The organism is Kosakonia sp. S57 (genome assembly GCF_016516575.1).
GTDB classification, from domain to species: Bacteria; Pseudomonadota; Gammaproteobacteria; order Enterobacterales; family Enterobacteriaceae; genus Kosakonia; species Kosakonia cowanii.
The window spans coordinates 115,691-134,001 of record NZ_JACVUL010000010.1 but is presented as its reverse complement, the minus strand read 5'-3'; the positions used below and the strand labels follow the sequence as shown (position 1 = coordinate 134,001).

The 18,311-nt window shown below is 58.8% G+C and carries 15 protein-coding genes and 1 pseudogene; 12 read left to right on the top strand and 4 right to left on the bottom strand.

Annotated features, from left to right (window positions below):
* Positions 1-437: 437 nt before the first annotated feature.
* Positions 438-1,433, top strand: a complete 996-nt coding sequence (gene kdgT, locus IAE48_RS12015; protein ID WP_042712731.1) for a 2-keto-3-deoxygluconate transporter — start codon at positions 438-440, stop codon at positions 1,431-1,433.
* On the opposite strand, the gene IAE48_RS12010 is transcribed toward kdgT, so the two are convergent.
* Together IAE48_RS12010 and crfC are read right to left on the bottom strand one after the other, a co-directional pair.
* Positions 1,430-2,311, bottom strand: coding sequence for a diguanylate cyclase regulator RdcB family protein (locus tag IAE48_RS12010; RefSeq protein ID WP_200134524.1), 882 nt, complete (start codon positions 2,309-2,311; stop codon positions 1,430-1,432). The two genes, kdgT and IAE48_RS12010, sit on opposite strands and share 4 nt — an antisense overlap.
* Positions 2,308-4,662 (bottom strand): clamp-binding protein CrfC, encoded by a 2,355-nt coding sequence (gene crfC / locus IAE48_RS12005; protein WP_200134523.1) that lies wholly within the window; start codon positions 4,660-4,662, stop codon positions 2,308-2,310. Before crfC ends, IAE48_RS12010 begins: the two co-directional genes overlap by 4 nt.
* Positions 4,663-5,270: 608 nt before the next feature.
* Between crfC and IAE48_RS12000 the strand changes: the two genes are divergently transcribed.
* The 5 genes and pseudogenes from IAE48_RS12000 (at position 5,271) to IAE48_RS11985 (ending at position 7,834) form a co-directional block, all read left to right on the top strand.
* A complete protein-coding gene (locus IAE48_RS12000; protein WP_023478448.1) occupies positions 5,271-5,606 on the top strand; it encodes a zinc ribbon domain-containing protein YjdM in 336 nt (111 codons plus the stop codon).
* A 162-nt stretch (positions 5,607-5,768) separates the two neighbouring features.
* Positions 5,769-6,494: a phosphonate metabolism transcriptional regulator PhnF gene (phnF, locus tag IAE48_RS11995; protein ID WP_200134552.1), complete on the top strand. Its 726-nt coding sequence runs from the start codon at positions 5,769-5,771 to the stop codon at positions 6,492-6,494.
* Positions 6,495-6,565: 71 nt separating this feature from the next.
* On the top strand, positions 6,566-7,150 hold the full coding sequence (gene phnH, locus IAE48_RS11990; protein ID WP_200134522.1) for a phosphonate C-P lyase system protein PhnH: 585 nt from the start codon (positions 6,566-6,568) through the stop codon (positions 7,148-7,150).
* Between the two features lie 31 nt (positions 7,151-7,181).
* A pseudogene (gene phnP / locus IAE48_RS24330) lies at positions 7,182-7,301 on the top strand (phosphonate metabolism protein PhnP); the annotation flags it as partial.
* Positions 7,302-7,498: 197 nt separating this feature from the next.
* A complete protein-coding gene (locus IAE48_RS11985) occupies positions 7,499-7,834 on the top strand; it encodes a low molecular weight protein tyrosine phosphatase family protein (protein ID WP_042712725.1) in 336 nt (111 codons plus the stop codon).
* Positions 7,835-7,844: 10 nt separating this feature from the next.
* Here IAE48_RS11985 and IAE48_RS11980 read toward each other — a convergent pair whose 3' ends face one another.
* Positions 7,845-9,317, bottom strand: coding sequence for a bifunctional UDP-sugar hydrolase/5'-nucleotidase (locus IAE48_RS11980; protein WP_200134521.1), 1,473 nt, complete (start codon positions 9,315-9,317; stop codon positions 7,845-7,847).
* Positions 9,318-9,506: 189 nt separating this feature from the next.
* On the bottom strand, positions 9,507-12,071 hold the full coding sequence (locus IAE48_RS11975; RefSeq protein ID WP_200134520.1) for an ATP-binding protein: 2,565 nt from the start codon (positions 12,069-12,071) through the stop codon (positions 9,507-9,509).
* Between the two features lie 125 nt (positions 12,072-12,196).
* Between IAE48_RS11975 and IAE48_RS11970 the strand changes: the two genes are divergently transcribed.
* From IAE48_RS11970 to IAE48_RS11945, 6 genes are read left to right on the top strand one after another with little or no spacing between them, the layout of a single operon-like run.
* Positions 12,197-13,720 (top strand): sugar ABC transporter ATP-binding protein, encoded by a 1,524-nt coding sequence (locus IAE48_RS11970; RefSeq protein WP_200134519.1) that lies wholly within the window; start codon positions 12,197-12,199, stop codon positions 13,718-13,720.
* 1 nt (position 13,721) lies between these two features.
* Positions 13,722-14,723 (top strand): ribose ABC transporter permease, encoded by a 1,002-nt coding sequence (locus tag IAE48_RS11965; RefSeq protein ID WP_180344267.1) that lies wholly within the window; start codon positions 13,722-13,724, stop codon positions 14,721-14,723.
* Between the two features lie 40 nt (positions 14,724-14,763).
* Complete coding sequence (locus tag IAE48_RS11960; RefSeq protein WP_200134518.1) at positions 14,764-15,705, top strand: ABC transporter substrate-binding protein; 942 nt, start codon at positions 14,764-14,766, stop codon at positions 15,703-15,705.
* A gap of 47 nt (positions 15,706-15,752) precedes the next feature.
* Positions 15,753-16,439: a D-lyxose/D-mannose family sugar isomerase gene (locus IAE48_RS11955; RefSeq protein WP_023478366.1), complete on the top strand. Its 687-nt coding sequence runs from the start codon at positions 15,753-15,755 to the stop codon at positions 16,437-16,439.
* An 11-nt stretch (positions 16,440-16,450) separates the two neighbouring features.
* Positions 16,451-17,311, top strand: coding sequence for a ketose 1,6-bisphosphate aldolase (locus IAE48_RS11950; protein WP_023478390.1), 861 nt, complete (start codon positions 16,451-16,453; stop codon positions 17,309-17,311).
* On the top strand, positions 17,311-18,309 hold the full coding sequence (locus tag IAE48_RS11945) for a carbohydrate kinase family protein (protein ID WP_200134517.1): 999 nt from the start codon (positions 17,311-17,313) through the stop codon (positions 18,307-18,309). Before IAE48_RS11950 ends, IAE48_RS11945 begins: the two co-directional genes overlap by 1 nt.
* Positions 18,310-18,311: the final 2 nt, after the last annotated feature.

The window sequence follows — 18,311 nt, the reverse complement described above, 5'->3', positions numbered from 1 at the left end:
GAGCGAATTACCCTATCAGGGTTTATAAATGTGATCAAATTCACATAGTTGTAACCGGTAATCATCAACCACCGTTTTTACCTCACTTTTTGCCTCATTTCAAAAAAGCGCGATCGGCTTTCGACCCACCTTTTTACAAGCCATTTACATCGAAAATAAATAAAGAAACATCGATAAATGTTTACGCGAATTATGTGATCGGTGTAACTAAAACACCGTTTCATTCTTATTGAATAGATATTCCAATCACCTCATGATAGCCCCACTAATAGCAGCGTTAAGGGCTAACTCATCGGTATTGATGAGTCTGTTCAGGCCGCTCTGCCGCCGCCCATCGTCAATGCGCTGGCTTCTGAATGCTTTAAATCTCTGAAACATCGAATGATTCATTTTTTAGCTTCCTCGTTCATCTGAATGACGAGTCGTGAGGATCGTGTATGAAAATTAAGGCCACCATTGAACGTATTCCTGGCGGGATGATGTTAGTTCCGCTCCTGTTAGGCGCCATTCTTAATACCCTGGCGCCCGATACCGGTGCCTATTTTGGCTCCTTTACCAAAGGCATGATTAGCGGAACGGTGCCGATCCTGGCGGTGTGGTTTTTCTGTATTGGCGCCTCGATTGATCTTCGCGCGACCGGCACGGTGCTGCGCAAATCGGGCACGCTGGTGCTGACAAAAATTGCCGTCGCCTGGCTGGTGGCGATGATTGCCGCTTCCTTTATTCCCGATACCGGCATTCAGACCGGCTTCTTCGCCGGGCTGTCGGTGCTGGCGATTGTCTCAGCGATGGATATGACCAACGGCGGGCTCTATGCCAGCCTGATGAACCAGTACGGCAGTAAAGAGGAGTCGGGGGCATTTGTGTTGATGTCGCTGGAGTCCGGCCCGCTGATGACCATGGTGATCCTCGGTTCCGCTGGCCTCGCCTCGTTTGAACCGCACCACTTTGTCGGCGCGGTGCTGCCGTTCCTGATCGGTTTTGCTCTCGGCAACCTCGACCACGATCTGCGCGCCTTCTTCAGCAAAGCGACACCGGTGCTGATCCCCTTCTTCGGCTTCGCGCTGGGTAACACCATTAACCTGAAAGTGATTATGGAGACCGGTCTGCTGGGGATTTTCCTCGGCGTGGCGGTGATTATCATCACCGGTATTCCGCTGATTATGGCGGACCGACTGATTGGCGGCGGGAATGGTACCGCGGGCGTGGCGGCCTCTTCCGCAGCGGGTGCGGCGGTGGCTAACCCAGTGATCATCGCCCAGATTAACCCGGCCTTTGAACCGGTTGCTGCATCAGCGACCGCGCTGGTCGCCGCGAGCGTAATTGTCACCGCCATCCTGGTGCCGATTATCACCGCGCTCTACGCACGACGCTTCGGCAAGGTGCCGACGCCGGAAGAGATGGCGGCGCGAACCGAGTCGACGAGCCACTAAAGGTCGTCGAAAACCTCATCGACCATCGCCGTCGCCAGACGGGCTGCCGAGCAGAGCCTCGGCATCCCCAACGCGACGGGTTGCCAGCTCTGCGTCACCGACCAGCAAATCGGGTGGCGCTCTGCATCACACCAGTCCCCGAGCCAGCCCAGCAGATCTTTATACTCCATCACCCCCGGCGTGGACGGCGCGGCGAGCCATTGATGATAGAAGTGGCGCGTCCCTTGCGACGCATCAATGCCCTGTGCCAGAAACTCTGCCGCCATCACCCGCAGGTTATCTTTCAGCATCGTCGCTACATCCTCATTAGCCAGCCGACAGGCATCGCCAAACGCCCCCCAGCGCAGCTCCTCCAGCGCGACGTAGCAGCGTCCGGCCATCGACCAGCCGTTGTAGCTTCCCGCGCGCCAGTGGGTAAAAACTTGTTCACTGTGATGACCGGCCTGCACCGCCAGCCCGCGCTGCGTCAGCGCTTTCTCCTTAAATGCCGCGCGCTGGCTAAAGTGCTCCAGCAACACGTCGTACTGCTGCTGCGCGCCGGGCGTGACGCTGCCGGGACGCCGCTCGGCGTGCTGCATCGCCTTCAGCCGCTGCGTAATGCGCGTCAGCGCCAGATAACCGGGGTCGAGCATGCTCGCCAGCTTCTCTGCCAGCCCGAGCCGCAGGGCGTCGTTCTCCTCAAGCTTGCCGGAGATCGCCCACGGGCGCAGCTGCGTCTGGGTCATGATCTCCTGCGCCAGCCGCTCACGAAAAAGCTGCTGCTGTGGCGCGATCGTCGTCTGACGCGGCGCGTCGATGCCCTGCACCAGATCGACAATAAATTTCGGATGAATAGATTCCAGCACCCTGCCGGGGCCGTCGAGCAGTCGATTTTTCATGGTTGCTCCGCCGCGAAGAGCGTCTGGATATCATCACGTAACAGCCGCGCATCCTCATGGATCCAGTGCGCCGTCCTGATACAGTGCAGCAAATGGCGACGCAGCGCGCTGACCGAGGATTCATTCTGCTGGCGGATCGCCATGCTCTCGCGCAGGCTCTCCTGCAGCCCGGAGAGACTCTGGGAGAACTCAGCAAAAAAGGTCGCCATGCCTGCGGTGACGGAGACATCAACCTGCGCGCTTAGCGCTTTGCGGATCTGCTCGCAGAAGTGCGCCACATGGGCGGTCAGCTTCTTATGCAGCGTGCCGAGGTCGATCACATACCGGGTGCGCGTCGCCACATAGTCGTCCCAGCCCCAGTTGGGGTTATTGAGCCAGCGCGAGACCGTTTCACGCACGCCGCCAATGCGGCTGGCCTGCGCGGCGCTGCTCTCTTCCGGCGAGATGACATTGTTAAACAGCGTGCGGGCATTAAAGTTGAGCGTGCTCGGCTGAAACGCGGGAAAAGAGATGCGGGCGCGAAAACCGGCATGGCTCAGCTCCGCTTTGATGCGCGTTTCGATTGGGCGCATGGCATCGTTCAGCGAGCGCGTCAGCGTGTTCTCCAGCTCATCAAAACGCAGCGCCAGTTCACGGCTGATGCGCTCCTGCGCCGCCAGCAGGATCGTCTCGCAGGCGGAGCGCATTTTGCTCAGGGCGATCTGCGCCTGGCCTTCATCTTCCAGCACCAGCTGGCCGGGGCTTAAACGTTCATCAAGGCGTAAATCGGCCTGGCTCTCGCTAGCCATTGCCATCAGTTGTCCATCATGGAACCAGGCGTCGATCGCTTCGACAATTTCAAACTGCTGACCGTTGATAAAGATCTCTGCCGCCGCCAGCGCCTCTTCCACTTCATGATCGACCTCATCACGTACCCGCGCCTGGCTGGTGCGCAGCAGGGTCATATCCTCTTCCAGCCGGGCAATATTCTGCTCCAGTTGCTCATAGGCGACGGTCAACCCCTGATAGCGGAAATCGAGATACTCCCGCGCGCTCTGGGTGTAGTTGAGGAGCTTATGCGAGGCGGATCGCAGCGCATAGAGGGAAGCGTTGGCGTGAGCCGCGTGCAGCAAGTTGCGGATCGGCAGCTCAAACAGCGAATCCTGCCACAGCAGATCGGCGGCGTGACGAATATGTTCAGTATCATCCAGATCCGCCATGCGCCAGCGCCGACCGAGCGCCGCTTCGGCAAAGTCCTGCACCCAGGGCTGATCGTTTGGATCGGGCAAGCGCCCCTTTTTCTGCAACTCGTGACGGGCGCGGTTCGCCAGATAGCCCCACATTGAGGAGACCGGGTAGATCTGCGTCGGTGTGATATTGCCTTTCATTAAGGTGCCGGAGATAAGCGCGCGAACCTGGTGCTCATCGTCGCTGTTACGATCTTTTTGATCGAACTTATTCACCAGCGCGTAGAGCGGAACCGAGCGGCCAACGGCCGAGATCGCCTGGCGCACCTCTTCATCGGAGATCGATTTCAGCTGGGTGTAATCCATCACCGCCAGCACCGCCGAGGCGCGCGCCAGCTGTTCACTGAGCATCTTCTGTAAATGGGGCTGCCCGGCTTCGTTCGGCCCCGGCGTGTCGAGCAGAGTCAGTTGACCAAGGTTGCTCTCCAGCCCCGCCAGGTGAACAAACTCCACTTCGATAACCGGAATATGTTCAATCGCCGCGTAGGCCGAGAAGGGAAAATCGACGCCCAGCGCTTTCGACAGGCGTACAAGATCGTTGAGGCTTTTCAGGCAGTGGAAGATCGGCTGCGCGCCGAGATAGTGCTTATCAAAGGCATCGCCCTGCGCAATGCGCGCCAGCAGCGAGTCCATATCGCGATCGATCTCAATCTTCTGCGCCAGCTTGTCGCGATCGTAATTGAACAGCCGCGTCTGCAACTGCTGCGCAAGCGCATCAATCGGGCCGACGTGAGAGAAGTGGAGCACAGGCTCTTTCTGACCGGGCGTATGGCGGATCAGCGTTGGCAAGGCCGTCATCGGGCGGTTGCGGTTCGGCAACACTTCCGTGCCGACAATCGCGTTGATGGTGGTCGACTTGCCCGCTTTCATGGTACCGACAATCGCCAGCACCATCTCCAGCCGGGTGATTTTGCGCAGTTCGTTCTGTAGGGTCGCCTCTTGCGCCTCAACGCCGCGGGCGCTGAAGTGCAGGGGCAACACATTTTTATTTTGCGCCGCGCCGCTGATATTTGTCTCATCAAGCGCCGCCGCCGGCATTTTTTTCAGCGCCAGCAGGTTGTGCAAAGAGAGTTGTAACAGCCGTTCTGCTTCCTGACTTAATTCAAATATTGTTTGTGTGTGCATGTCAAAAGTCTTTCCTTAACGCAAATTTTCTTTGTTTTATTTAGCCGTTGAGTTTTATTAGTGAAGTTTCGGCTTTTATAATTACGTGTAGAAAATATCTTCGAAAAGATAAACACCTGATGGCATTCGGGAAAATAAAAACTTTCCCGTAAAAAGGGACAGCAATAGTACTCTGGTCTTTAAAAACCAAAGGGTTAGAGCTTAGCGCATTTTTATGAATAGCCAGGATATATCATCATAGATTTACCCACCCGATCTGAGAGGTAATTATTCGCCGGGAATGGCGCATTTAACAGGTGTGACAGCCTGGTTACAAATAACACCGGTTGCTAACTGTCACCATATCTGAATTAGTAAATGCTGGCAATTTCAACCAGCAAATAATCTAATTATCACACATAAGTACTTTCTCAATGGTGTGATGAGATAAGCATCGCTTAAGCGAATGACAGGTGGTGTCGCGGGCGTTGTTTTTTTATCTCCGGGATTAAAGAAATAATAACAACGGCAATTGTACGGTTTTGCTGTATAATCGCGCGCTTTCAGGCACTGCGCCTTTTGTGCCGGTAAACATCCGGCTCTCTCTGCTCTTGTTTGAGGTAACCCCTATGCAACTTCCCCACTGCCCAAAATGTAATTCCGAATACACCTATGAAGATAATGGCATGTTCGTTTGCCCGGAATGCGCCCACGAGTGGAACGATGCCGAACCCGCGTCGGTGAGCGATGAATTAATCGTCAAAGACGCAAATGGTAATCTGTTAGCCGACGGCGACAGCGTGACCGTAATTAAAGACTTGAAAGTAAAAGGCAGTTCTTCAATGTTGAAGATCGGCACTAAAGTGAAGAATATTCGCCTGGTGGAAGGCGACCATAATATCGATTGTAAAATCGATGGCTTCGGGCCAATGAAACTGAAATCAGAATTCGTTAAAAAGAATTGATGATTCGCCGGCGGATTTTACCGCCGGTACACCACCAAAACAGGGAGCCGATCGCGGCTCCTTTTCTTTTTTCATCCTGGCGCAATCAATACATAACCCAATTGCAACATTCCCTTGGCACTCTGGAGGCACATTAACTGAGTCTGCGGGGGAATGATGACTATCCACTTATCCAGACATCCGACCAGCTTCCCAACACGTTACCAGGAGATCGCCGCCAAACTGGAGCAGGAGCTGCGTACCCACTATCACTGTGGTGACTGGCTGCCCGCCGAACAGCAGCTGGCCGCGCGCTTTCAGGTCAACCGCCACACTCTGCGCCGCGCCATCGATCAGCTGGTCGAAAAGGGCTGGGTGCAGCGCCGCCAGGGCGTTGGCGTGTTGGTGTTGATGCGCCCGTTCGACTACCCGCTGAATGCGCAGGCGCGTTTTAGCCAGAACCTGCTCGATCAGGGGAGCCATCCCACCAGCGAACGGCTGCTGGCGGTATTGCGCCCGGCCTCCGGCCATGTTGCCGATGCGCTCGGCATTACCGAAGGCGATAACGTCATTCATCTGCGCACCCGTCGCCGGGTGAACGGCGTCGCGCTTTGTCTTATCGATCACTACTTTGCTGACCGCCAGCTCTGGCCGCTGCTGCAAGAGTTTAACAGCGGGTCGCTGCACGATTTTCTGCGCGATCGCGCCGGTCTTGAGCTGAAGCGCACGCAAACGCGCATCAGCGCCCGCCGTGCGCAGGTGAAAGAGAGCCGCTGGCTGGAGATCCCCACTATGGCGCCGCTGCTCTGCGTGCGTACCCTTAACCACCGTGACGGTGAGATCAACGCAACGGAGTACTCCGTCAGCCTGAATCGCGCCGACATGATCGAATTTATTATGGAGCACTGAATGCAGGTTGATACCCCTACGCGCCACACCGGCCGGGTCGAGGCCTCTGTTCCGGTGCGCGGAGAGAATGCATGACACTACAACCCGCCTTCGCGTCGGCGGTTCACGACGCTCAGCACGCCTTTCGTCGCCTGTTAAAAGCAATGAGCGAGCCGGGGGTGATTGTCGCCCTGCCGCAGCTGAAACATAGCTGGCCGCCGCTCAACGCAGCCACCACCAGCGTTCTGTTAACACTGGCAAACAGCGACACGCCGCTGTGGATCGCAAACGCGCTGGATAACGATCTGCTGCGCCAGAACCTGCGCTTTCACACCCAGGCGCCGCTGCTGGAGACGCCGCAACAGGCGCTCTTTGCTATTGCCGACAGCACCCTTAACCATCAACAGCTCAGCGCCCTGCCCGTGGGTCAGCCGTTAAATGCAGAGAGCAGCGCGACGCTGATTTTACAACTGCCCGCGCTCAGCGGCGGGCGGATGCTGCGGCTCACCGGCCCCGGCATTCAGGAGGAGCGGATGATCGCCCCGCTGCTGCCGGAGTGCATCACCGATGAGTTAACCGACCGCCCGCACTCGTTTCCGAGCGGAATCGATGTGATCCTCACCTGCGGCGAACGCATGTTGGCAATCCCAAGAACCATCCTGGTGGAAGTGTATTGATAGGGTAAGAATGACCTTAAACCGGGTGTGAGGCGCTGCACGACTTATCCTAACGCATATCAGATATGCCCTTGATCAAGGGATGATGAAAAACCCGCTGCCGACGGGGCCTGAAGCGGGTTATGATGGCCTGCGGATTGTGCTGGATTAGACTGACCATTGTGGCTATATTGCGTCCCGCAACGCCCGGCGATGCAGGGGCGGAAAGCAGCCAGTATGTGGTCGTTTGTAGGATGAAGCGGACAGACTCGCACCAGAGGGTTGCCAGAAAATAACGCAACCGGGTCTTAATACCCGCGTATGACACGACGTAGTGCGCTCAGCGCGGCTTGATGAGTATCGACTTGCATGAATGTGCTTTTTATTTGTAGCCGGAACCAATGGCGCAGCCCCACCGCTGAGCAGCTGTTTCGCCGCTATCCTGGGCTCAATGCCCGCTCCGCCGGCATGCAACGCCAGGCAAAAAAAACCGTTTCGCCCGCCATTCTCTCCTGGGCAGATGTTATCTGCGTCATGGAAGAGGAGCACAAAGAGCGCCTGCTGACCGACTTTACCCGTCTGGTGCAGCACAAACCGGTGCATGTGCTCAATATCCCGAATCACTACGCCTTTATGGACCCGCAGCTGGTCGCCATGCTGGAAGATATTGTTCCCGAACGGCTAGGGCTGCGCGTCCCTGCCTAAGCGCTAAAAATTACCCCGCCGGGTGGAGAAACTGCACACGCGGCGCGGGTGAGATTAATGGCGCGTGCTTATTCACATACTCCGTCAGCAGCTCCGCCATCGGCACATCGTAACGATCGCGGATGGCGATGTCGCGAATGCCAAAATCGCTCACCTGCTCATTACACGCCACGCGATAGATTTTATCCCGCGCCAGCGGCTGACCGTTGACCTCAATCGAGGTCATGCGATCCCCGGCGGGTCGGGTGAAATCGACGCTAAAACGCAGGCCGCTGACGTGGGCATACGCCCCGGAAATAATGTTCTGCTGCGCATAGTTGTGCTCAATGAACGCTTTGATCTGCTCGCCGCTCATCTCCCGCGTCACCAGCGGCAGGCGAAACGGCAGCGCATTCAGCACGTCGCCATAGGTCACGGGCCCCGCCGGAATGCTGTCGCGCAGAAATGCGCCAACGGTAAAGGCGATATCGGCGTTGGCATACTCCCGTTCGGCATCTGCCAGCAGGCTGCCGAGGTTGGTCTGTCCGGAGCGCACCCGCTCACGCTGGCCGTTGAGGGTAAAGGGGAGCGCCATCACCACGTTATTGAGCACCTCCGCGCTTGCAGCCCGCGCTTGCTCGATACAGGATTCGGTTTCGCTATCTGCTTTCAGCGCCGTTAAGCTCGCCACATCCAGCAGCTTTTCACTCCACGCGACAATCTTTTTATCTTTGATACTTAAGGTGAGATGACCGAGATAGTCGCCATACTGCCCGGCGTTAACCATCACCGTTCTGCCCATCTGCTTACCGGACTGCACGGCAATATGGTCGTGACCATCCACCAGCACATCGATCTCCGGCACCGCTTCCACCAGCTTCGTGATATTCACCGCCGGGTCAGTTTTCCCGAGATGCGCCAGCACAATGATCAGATCGCTCTTCCTCTTCACCTGCGCCACCGTGTTGCGCACCGCCTCAATCGGATCGCTGACGGAAAATCCGGCCAGTTTGCTGTCGGTGGTTGCCACCATCGCATTGAGCGGCGACACGCCGATGATGGCGATATTGAGCCCCGCCACCTTTTTCATCACATAGGGGCGAAAGGCGAGCTTGTCATGATGGTAAATATTGGCGGAGACAAACGGGAAGCGGGCTTTATCCCGCAGCGAGAGCAGCTCCGGGCCGCCGAAAATAAAATCCGCGTTGCCGGGCGTAAAGGCGTCGTAACCCATGGTGTTCATGGCGCGGACATTGCTTTCCCCCTGTGTCAGATCGGTCACCGGCATGCCGCTTACCGCATCGCCAACGTCAACAAACAGCACGTTGGCGTCCTGTTCGCGCAGATTTTTCACATAGGCGCTCATTTTGCCGTAGCCGATACCCGATTCGCTCATCCCGCGCCCGTGCGTATCCCCGGTGTGAATAAGCGTCACTTTTGCCTCTTGCGCCTGCGGTGCGCTGATACTCATCAGCAGCAGAAACGCGATTACCCCTTTTTTCATTGTTACGTCCTTTTCCTTTTTTATAACCGACAAAAACAAAAAAACCTGAAACTCAGCGCAGAGGTTAATTACCAGTGCGTGGGTTTCAGGTTTAGCCGTGAGGGAGTCACTATCCTTAAGGCAAATAATCTATCGGGCGACAGGCGTCACGGCAAGCCAGCTTTTTATCACCCTGTGAGCGCCGTCACCTCACACCGCAATGCGTTGCAGAGCCTGCGCCAGCTGCGCGCGGGTGAAGGGCTTGCGTAACAGTTCGACCTCCGGCAGCGCCGGATTGTGGGCAGGGCGCAGATCCTGGCCGCTGATCAGCAGCATCGGCAAGTTTGGCGCGTGCTGGCGAGCGGCAGCAATCACCTCCGCGCCGCTTAAGCGCCCCGGCAGCATTAAGTCGCTGATCAGCGCGCCAATCTCGGTGGAAGCCGCAAGCATCTGTAGCGCCGCGTCACCGTTTTCCGCCTCCAGCGTCAGGTAGCCCAGCTCGTGAAGCTGCTCGCACAGGGTCTGGCGCACGTCGGCTTCATCCTCCAGCACCAGAATCAGCGTATCGCTGCGCACATGTCGCGCATCGCTGGCCGGTTCAGCGCTGCTCACCGCTGGCAGGGTGGCGCGCGGTAGCTGTAAACGCACCGTGGTGCCCTGCCCTGGGTTACTTTCAATCTCCACCCGTCCGCCGGACTGGCGCACAAAGCCGTAAACCATCGACAAGCCCAGCCCGCTTCCGCTGCCGGTCTGTTTGGTGGTGAAGAAGGGTTCAAACACCCGCGCTTTGACCTCCTGCGACATGCCGCAGCCGCTGTCGATCACCTCCAGCGCCACCATATCCTGCCTGCGTCCGTCGGTGCGGGTGACGCGCTGGTTCCAGGTGCGCACTTTGATCACGCCCGTTTGTCCCTCCATCGCATCGCGGGCGTTCATCACCAGGTTGATGATGGCGTTCTCCAGTTGCCCGACGTCGATCCACGCTGGCCAGGCGGCGTGCTGCGCTTCAATCTCAAGGGTCAGCGTTGAGGGGAGCGAGTGGCGCAGCAGCTCGTCGAGATTCTCCAGTAGCGCCTGCATCTCTACCGCGTGCGGGTGGAGCGACTGCTTGCGTGAGAAGGCCAGCAGCCGCTGGGTGAGCAGCGCCCCGCGCTCGGCGGCTTTCAGCGCGCGTGAGATGCGCGCTGCGTCCGGCGAGTCGGTTGAGGCCAGCTCCAGGCTGCCAATAATCACCGCCAGCAGGTTATTAAAATCGTGCGCCAGCCCGCCGGTAAGCTGGCCGACGGCTTTCATCTTCTGGCTGTGCAGCAGCGCCTCCTCCAGCCCTTTGCGCTCGGTGCGATCCAGCACCACGTTGACCATCCCGCGCCCCGGCACCGGGCTGAAGCGCAGCTCAATGGTGCGGTTATCCGCCAGCCGCAGCTCCTGGGTTAACGGCAGCGGGCGCGCAAGGTTCTCCTGCACATGGCCGGGAAGATCGCTCACCTGGCGCAGCAGGCTGTGGTAGTGCTGACCGCGCCGCAGCGGCTCCTCGCCGAGGCCCAACAGCAGCGGATATTGCGGGTTCCACACCACCAGGCAGCCCTGGTTATCAAACAGCGCAAAGCCGTCGCGCATGGCATGAAAGGTGGTCTCCAGCTGCGTGCTCTTCTCTTTTAAAAGCGTGGAGGTGTGCTCCAGCGAGGCGGTGTTGCGGGCAAAGACGTTAAAGGCGCGCGCCAGTTCGCCTAATTCGTCGCGCCGTTGCAGCGCAGGCACCGAAACATTCGATTCCCCGCGCGCCAGCCGCGACATGGCGCGTGAAATGGCGGTCAGGTTTGATCCCAGATTGCGGTAGATATACCAACCGGCGCAGGCGGTGATCGCCAGCGCCAGCAGCGCAAACAGGCTGATAAAGATGCTGATGGAGCGCATCTCCTGGTGGCTCTGGGCAGTGCGCTGTTCAGAGGCCTGCGCCACTTCCGCCACATACTGGTTGATATCGTTGTTGAGCAGCGCGCCCAGCGCTTTGATATGAAACATCGACCAGGTGATCGCCAGATCGCTCTCCTCCAGCTGGCCCGCGAGCGGCATCAGCTTGTTAAGCTCGGCCTGAAAATCGGGCAGGATAAAATCGAGCAGCGGATCGCCCGCCCGCGTCGGGAGCTGGCCGACAATCTCCGCCAGTTGCGCCAGCGTGGCGCGCGGCGACGGCGTCTGAATGGCGGCGAGAAGCAGCCTGTCCATCTCACTGAGCAGGCGCGGGTCGGGGGTGTTCAGCCCGTCGCGCGCGGCGATGGTCTGCAAATGGCGTAAATAGCTCTGATTCTGGTAGAGGGAGCTAAGCAGCGCGTTGCGCTCAAGGTGGCGCCGCTGCCCCCGCTCCAGCATCTCTGTGACGCTCTGCTGTAACGCCTGGCTGCGGCGGGTGATTTGCGCCACCAGCTGCGGTTCGAGCCGCGCCAGCGGCGCGTTTGCCAGCTGCGTTAATGAGCGTTGCAGCGCGCTTTGCGTCGCTTTCAGCCGCTCCGCCTCCCCTTTATATTCCTGCGCGCCAACCACCTGCGAAAGCCGCACCGCAGCGGTGGCGACGCTGGCGGTATCGCGCGCGAGGTTCATGCTGGCGGTCATATCATCCAGCGTCTGCTGCTGCACCTGCTCCTGCAACTGGCTGGCGTGGCGAAAGCCGAGCACCGCTACGGCGCAGACCATTAGCGTCACCGCCACCACCAGCACATTAAAAAAGAGCAGTCGCCCGCGGGCGCTGGTGAAAAAGGGGTTGGCGCGATAGGGCATAGCGGCTCCGGGAGAGGTCACAACAGTGGCGTGGCGCCACTATGACAAATATGAACAGCTTCTGACATTCTCCATTTACCAACGTGTGATGAAGTGCGTAAATCGTCACTCGCAGGAGCTTCGTCATGCCTAATGTGCCCGTGCTGGAGATGCGTAATATTGCCAAAGTGTTCGGCAAGTTTTACGCCCTCAAAGGGGTGGACCTGACGGTCTGGCCCGGCGAGATCCATGCCTTAATGGGAGAGAACGGTGCCGGCAAAAGCACGCTGATGAAGATCCTCGCCGGGGCCTACAGCGCCACCAGCGGCGAGATCCTGATCGACGGCAAGCCTCACACCATTCGCGGGCCAAAAGACGCCCTTACCGCCGGGATCACCTTGATCTACCAGGAGATGCAGCTCGCGCCTAACTTAACGGTGGCGGAGAACATCTTTCTCGGCAGCGAAATCGCACGCGGCGGGCTGGTGCAGCGCAAAACCATGGCGGCGCAGGCGCAGGCGGTGATTGACCGTCTTGGTGCCAATTTCAGCGCCACCGACCGGGTGATGAAGCTGACCATCGCCGAGCAGCAACAGGTGGAGATCGCCCGCGCCCTGCACCGCAACAGCCGTATTCTGGTGATGGATGAACCCACCGCCGCCCTCTCCTCCCGTGAAACTCACCACCTGTTTGAACTGATCATGCGCCTGCGCGATGAGGGAATGGCAATTATCTATATCAGCCACCGTATGGCGGAAGTGTATGAACTTTCGGATCGCGTCAGCGTGCTGCGCGATGGCCAGTATGTGGGCAGCCTGACGCGCGACAACCTCAACGCCGCCGAACTGGTGCGCATGATGGTCGGGCGACCGCTCAGCGATCTGTTTAATAAAGCGCGCGATATCACCCCCGGCAAACCGCGTCTTACCGTTCACCATCTCACCGATGGCGGCAAGATCCAGCCGGTCAGCCTGCAGGTGCGCGCCGGAGAAATTGTCGGCCTGGCCGGGCTGGTCGGTGCCGGGCGATCCGAACTGGCGCAGCTGATTTTCGGCGTGCGCAAAGCGACCGGCGGCATGATTGAGATCGATGGCGAACCGGTAGTGATCCACTCCCCGCGCGCGGCGATCGATCTTGGCATCGGCTTTTTGACCGAGAACCGCAAAGAGCAGGGGCTGTTCCTTGAACTGGCAGCGCAGGAGAACATCACCATGGCGACGCTGGAGCGCGATGCGTTGTGGGGCATGTTGAACCGCAAAAAGGCGCAAACCCTCTCCGATGACGCGATCAAATTACTCAATATTCGCGTGCCGCACGCGCAGGTGCGGGCGGGCGGTTTGTCCGGCGGCAACCAGCAAAAACTGCTTATCTCGCGCTGGGTGGCAATTGGCCCACGCATCCTGATCCTTGATGAGCCGACGCGCGGCGTTGATGTCGGCGCGAAGAGCGAGATCTACCGGATCATGAACCAGATGGCGCGCGAAGGGGTGGCGATCCTGATGATCTCCAGCGAACTGCCGGAGGTGGTCGGCATGAGCGACCGCGTCTATGTGATGCGCGAAGGCACTATCGCCGGCGAGTTGCAGGGCGAGGCTATCACCCAGGAAGAGATTATGACGCTGGCGACCGGCGTTAACGACACCCATCACCAGGCGGTACACCATGACTGAAATGAAACCACACCCGGCCACCACGCCGCAGCAGGAGGCCAAATCTGCCTCCGCCAAAAAAGTGCTGATGGGCGATCTGATGCAAACCGTCGGCATCCTGCCGATTCTCATCCTGATCGTCGCGGTTTTTGGCTTTATCGCGCCGAACTTCTTTACCGAGAGCAACCTGCTCAATATTACCCGCCAGGCGTCGATCAACATCGTGCTGGCGGCAGGTATGACCTTCATCATTCTCACTGGCGGGATCGATCTTTCGGTTGGCTCAATTCTTGGTACCACGGCGGTGGCGGCAATGGTGGTATCGCTGATGCCGGAGCTGTCGATGCTCTCGGTGCCCGCTGCGCTGATGCTCGGCCTGCTGCTCGGCCTGTTTAACGGCGCGCTGGTCGCCTTTGCCGGATTGCCCCCCTTTATCGTCACGCTCGGCACCTATACGGCGCTGCGCGGCGCGGCCTATCTGCTGGCGGATGGCACTACCGTTATCAACTCGGACATCAGCTTTGAGTGGATCGGCAATAACTATCTCGGCCCGGTGCCGTGGCTGGTGGTGATCGCGCTGGCGGTGATTGCGGTGTGCTGGTTTATTCTGCGCCGCACCACGCTCGGCGTTCATATCTACGCGGTCGGCGGCAACATGCAGGCAGCGCGCCTTACCGGCATCAAAGTGTGGCTGGTTTTACTCTTCGTCTACGGCATTAGCGGGCTGCTCTCCGGCCTTGGCGGGGTGATGAGCGCCTCGCGCCTTTACAGCGCCAACGGCAACCTTGGCATGGGCTACGAGCTGGATGCGATTGCGGCGGTCATTCTCGGCGGCACCAGTTTTGTCGGCGGTATCGGCACCATCACCGGCACGCTGGTTGGCGCGTTAATCATCGCCACCCTAAACAACGGCATGACGCTAATGGGCGTCTCCTACTTCTGGCAACTGGTGATCAAAGGGGCGGTGATCATCATAGCGGTGCTGATTGACAAATACCGTACCCGACACCATCAGGCAGCATAATAAAACCCTACAAAACAGTAACATAAGTGAGGATTACAGCATGCGTCTTAAACCTCTTGTCACCGCGCTCTGCGCCACGGCCCTGCTCGCCGCGACGCCGTTCGTTCAGGCGAAAGAACTGAAATCTATCGGCGTCACGGTGGGCGATCTCGCCAACCCCTTCTTTGTGCAGATCACCAAAGGCGCGGAGCTGGAAGCACGCAAGCTGGCGGGCGATAAGGTCAAAGTGACGCTGGTCTCCAGCGGCTACGACCTCGGTCAGCAGGTCGGCCAGATTGATAACTTTATCGCGGCGAAGGTCGACATGATCATCCTCAACGCCGCGGATTCAAAAGGCATCGGCCCGGCGGTTAAACGGGCGAAAGAGGCTGGCATTGTGGTAGTGGCGGTGGACGTGGCGGCAGAAGGTGCCGATGCGACAATCACCTCCGATAACACCCAGGCGGGCGAAATGGCCTGTAAATACATCACCGATCGCCTGAAGGGCAAAGGCAATGTGGTGATCATCAACGGGCCGCCGGTTTCCGCAGTACAGAACCGTGTCGAAGGGTGCCAGAAAGAGTTTAAACGTCACCCGGATATTAAGGTGCTCTCAGATAACCAGAACGCCAAAGGTAGCCGCGAAGGCGGGCTGGAAGTGATGACCTCCCTGCTGGCCGCCAACCCGAAAATCGACGGCGTGTTCGCGATTAACGATCCGACAGCGATCGGGGCCGATCTGGCAGCCAAACAGGCACAGCGTAGCGAGTTCTTTATCGTTGGCGTCGACGGTAGCCCGGATGGTGAAGAGGCGCTGAAGCGTAAGAACTCGCTGTTTGTTGCCACCCCGGCGCAGGATCCGCAGGTGATGGCGGCGCGTGCGGTGGAGATTGGTTACGACATTCTGCAAGGCAAGCCCGCGCCGAAAGAGCCGGTGCTGATCCCGGTGACGCTGATCGATAAGCAGAGCGTCGCCAACTACAAAGGCTGGACGGTGAAATAAGCCCTCTCCCTCCCCGCGCGGGAGGGAAAGCGCGATACGGAGAGACGATGAAACGCTCTGCCATTAATGACATTCTCGGCCACACGCGGCAGTTTTTCTCGAAGCACGACGTGCATCTGCCGCCTTTTGCCAGCTTTGCGCCGACCCAGTGGCGCGAGCTGGATCATGAGGCGTGGCGAGAAGTGTTCGAGCTGAAGCTGGGGTGGGATGTCACCGCCTTTGGCGGCGACAACTTTTACGCCGAGGGGCTGACGCTCTTTACCCTGCGCAACGGCTCGCCGGACGGCGCGCCTTTTGCCAAGTGCTATGCAGAGAAGATCATGCATGTGCGCGACGGGCAGCTTACGCCGATGCACCTGCACTGGCGCAAGCGCGAGGACATCATTAATCGCGGCGGCGGAAACTTAATTATTGAACTATGGAACGCGGATGCGCAGCACCAGACTGACAGCAGCGACGTTACCGTGGTCATCGATGGCTGCCGACACACGCACGCGGCGGGCAGCCAGCTGCGCCTCTCACCAGGGGAAAGCATTTGTGTCACACCGGGGCTTTATCATAGCTTTTGGGGCGAGCCGGGGTTTGGCGATGTGCTGGTCGGCGAGGTTTCATCGGTTAACGATGACCAGCACGACAACCACTTCCTCAACCCGGCGAACCGCTTTAGCGACGTGCTGGAGGATGAACCGGCACATCTGGTGCTCTGTAATGAGTACTCACTCTTTTTAGGGTAAAGGAGGCGGTTATGCCCATGATCTCTCTCGCCGCAGGGCTGGCGCATGCGCGCGAGCACCACTACGCCTTAGGCGCGTTTAACGTGCTCGACTCCCACTTTCTGCGCGCGCTGTTCGCCGCCGCAAAGCGGGAGCGCTCGCCGTTTATTATCAATATTGCCGAAGTGCACTTTAAGTATGTCTCGCTGGAGTCGCTGGTGGAGGCGGTGAAGTTTGAAGCCGCGCGCAGCGATATTCCGGTGGTGCTAAACCTCGATCACGGCCTGCATTTTGAGTCGGTGGTGCGCGCCCTGCGCCTCGGTTTCAGTTCGGTTATGTTCGACGGCTCCGCGCTGGAGTATGAAGAGAATATTCGCCAGACGCGGGAAGTGGTGAAGATGTGCCACGCCGTGGGCGTCTCGGTGGAGGCAGAATTAGGCGCGGTTGGCGGCGATGAGGGCGGCGCGCTGTATGGTCACGCCGATGAAGCCTGCTTTACCGATCCGGCGCTGGCGCGGGAGTTTGTCGATCGCACCGGCATCGACACGCTGGCGGTCGCCATCGGTAATGCGCACGGCAAATATAAGGGCGAACCGAAGCTCGATTTCGCCCGCCTCGACGCCATTCGCCAGCAGACCGGCCTGCCGCTGGTGCTGCATGGCGGCTCAGGCATCAGCGATGAGGATTTTCGTCGCGCCATTTCGCTTGGCATTCATAAAATCAACTTCTACACCGGCATGTCGCAGGCGGCGCTTGGCGCCATTGAGCAGCGTATGGCGGATCGCCAGCCGCTGTATGATGAGTTCGCCCAGCTGCTGCTCAGTGTCGAAGAGGCGATTGCCGATACGGTGGCCGGGCAGATGCGCATCTTCGGCAGCGCGGGGCAGTGCTGATGGCCCGCCACGGGGTTATCGCCGCTGGCAATATGCTGGTGGATCACGTCCACCATATTGCCCAGTGGCCGGAGCGCGGCTGGCTGGCGGAGATCGTTCAGAGCGAGCGCTCGACGGGCGGCGCGCCGCTTAATGTGCTGCTGACGCTGGCGAAAATGCACGTTGGCCTGCCGCTGCAGGCGGTCGGGCTGGTGGGCGAAGATGGCGACGGCGACTACATTATGGCGATGCTCGATCAGTACCATGTCAATCGCCAGCATGTGCAGCGCACCCCTTCCGCCCCCACCTCGATGTCGCAGGTGATGACCGATCCCTCCGGCCAGCGCACCTTTTTTCACTCGCCCGGTGCCAACCGGCTGCTGGATATCGACGCCTTTGAGATGCTTAACGGCGAGATGAAGATTTTCCATCTCGGCTATCTGCTACTGCTCGACAGCCTTGATAAGGCCGATGAGGAGTACGGCACGCGCAGCGCGCGGTTGCTGGCGCAGATGCGCGAGCAGGGGTTTGAGACCTCGCTCGATCTGGTGTCGCGCAAAGGCGACCCGCGCTATAAACCGCTGGTGCTGCCCTGCCTGCCGCACCTGGATTATCTGGTGATCAACGAGTTAGAAGCGGGCGAGTTCAGCGGGCTGGCGATGCGTACCGCGCAGGATAAGCCCCACGTTGAGAATATTGGCCGCGCGGCGGCGCAGCTTTTGGCGGCAGGGGTTAAACAGCGGGTGGTGATTCATTGCCCGGAAGGGGCATGGGGTGAAGCCGCGGATGAAGCCGGAGCGTGGATCCCGTCGCGGATGTTAAGCCAGGCGGAGATTGTCGGCAGCGTGGGAGCAGGAGATGCCTTTTGCGCCGGATTTTTATACGGGTGTCACGAAGCGTGGCCGTTAGCGCACAGCATTCAGTTAGCCCATGCCTGCGCCCGCGCCAGTTTGTTGTGTGCCAACGCCATCGACGGCGCGAAAACCCTCGAAGAGTTACAGCTTGATATCGCGGTTTAAAC

Bases quoted from the DNA above. Each gene is read 5' to 3' on its own strand.
- kdgT (WP_042712731.1), top strand. From the start codon at position 438: ATGAAAATTAAGGCCACCATTGAACGTATTCCTGGCGGGATGATGTTA.
- IAE48_RS12010 (WP_200134524.1), bottom strand. From the start codon at position 2,311: ATGAAAAATCGACTGCTCGACGGCCCCGGCAGGGTGCTGGAATCTATT.
- crfC (WP_200134523.1), bottom strand. From the start codon at position 4,662: ATGCACACACAAACAATATTTGAATTAAGTCAGGAAGCAGAACGGCTG.
- IAE48_RS12000 (WP_023478448.1), top strand. From the start codon at position 5,271: ATGCAACTTCCCCACTGCCCAAAATGTAATTCCGAATACACCTATGAA.
- phnH (WP_200134522.1), top strand. From the start codon at position 6,566: ATGACACTACAACCCGCCTTCGCGTCGGCGGTTCACGACGCTCAGCAC.
- IAE48_RS11985 (WP_042712725.1), top strand. From the start codon at position 7,499: ATGAATGTGCTTTTTATTTGTAGCCGGAACCAATGGCGCAGCCCCACC.
- IAE48_RS11980 (WP_200134521.1), bottom strand. From the start codon at position 9,317: ATGAAAAAAGGGGTAATCGCGTTTCTGCTGCTGATGAGTATCAGCGCA.
- IAE48_RS11975 (WP_200134520.1), bottom strand. From the start codon at position 12,071: ATGCCCTATCGCGCCAACCCCTTTTTCACCAGCGCCCGCGGGCGACTG.
- IAE48_RS11970 (WP_200134519.1), top strand. From the start codon at position 12,197: ATGCCTAATGTGCCCGTGCTGGAGATGCGTAATATTGCCAAAGTGTTC.
- IAE48_RS11965 (WP_180344267.1), top strand. From the start codon at position 13,722: ATGAAACCACACCCGGCCACCACGCCGCAGCAGGAGGCCAAATCTGCC.
- IAE48_RS11960 (WP_200134518.1), top strand. From the start codon at position 14,764: ATGCGTCTTAAACCTCTTGTCACCGCGCTCTGCGCCACGGCCCTGCTC.
- IAE48_RS11955 (WP_023478366.1), top strand. From the start codon at position 15,753: ATGAAACGCTCTGCCATTAATGACATTCTCGGCCACACGCGGCAGTTT.
- IAE48_RS11950 (WP_023478390.1), top strand. From the start codon at position 16,451: ATGCCCATGATCTCTCTCGCCGCAGGGCTGGCGCATGCGCGCGAGCAC.
- IAE48_RS11945 (WP_200134517.1), top strand. From the start codon at position 17,311: ATGGCCCGCCACGGGGTTATCGCCGCTGGCAATATGCTGGTGGATCAC.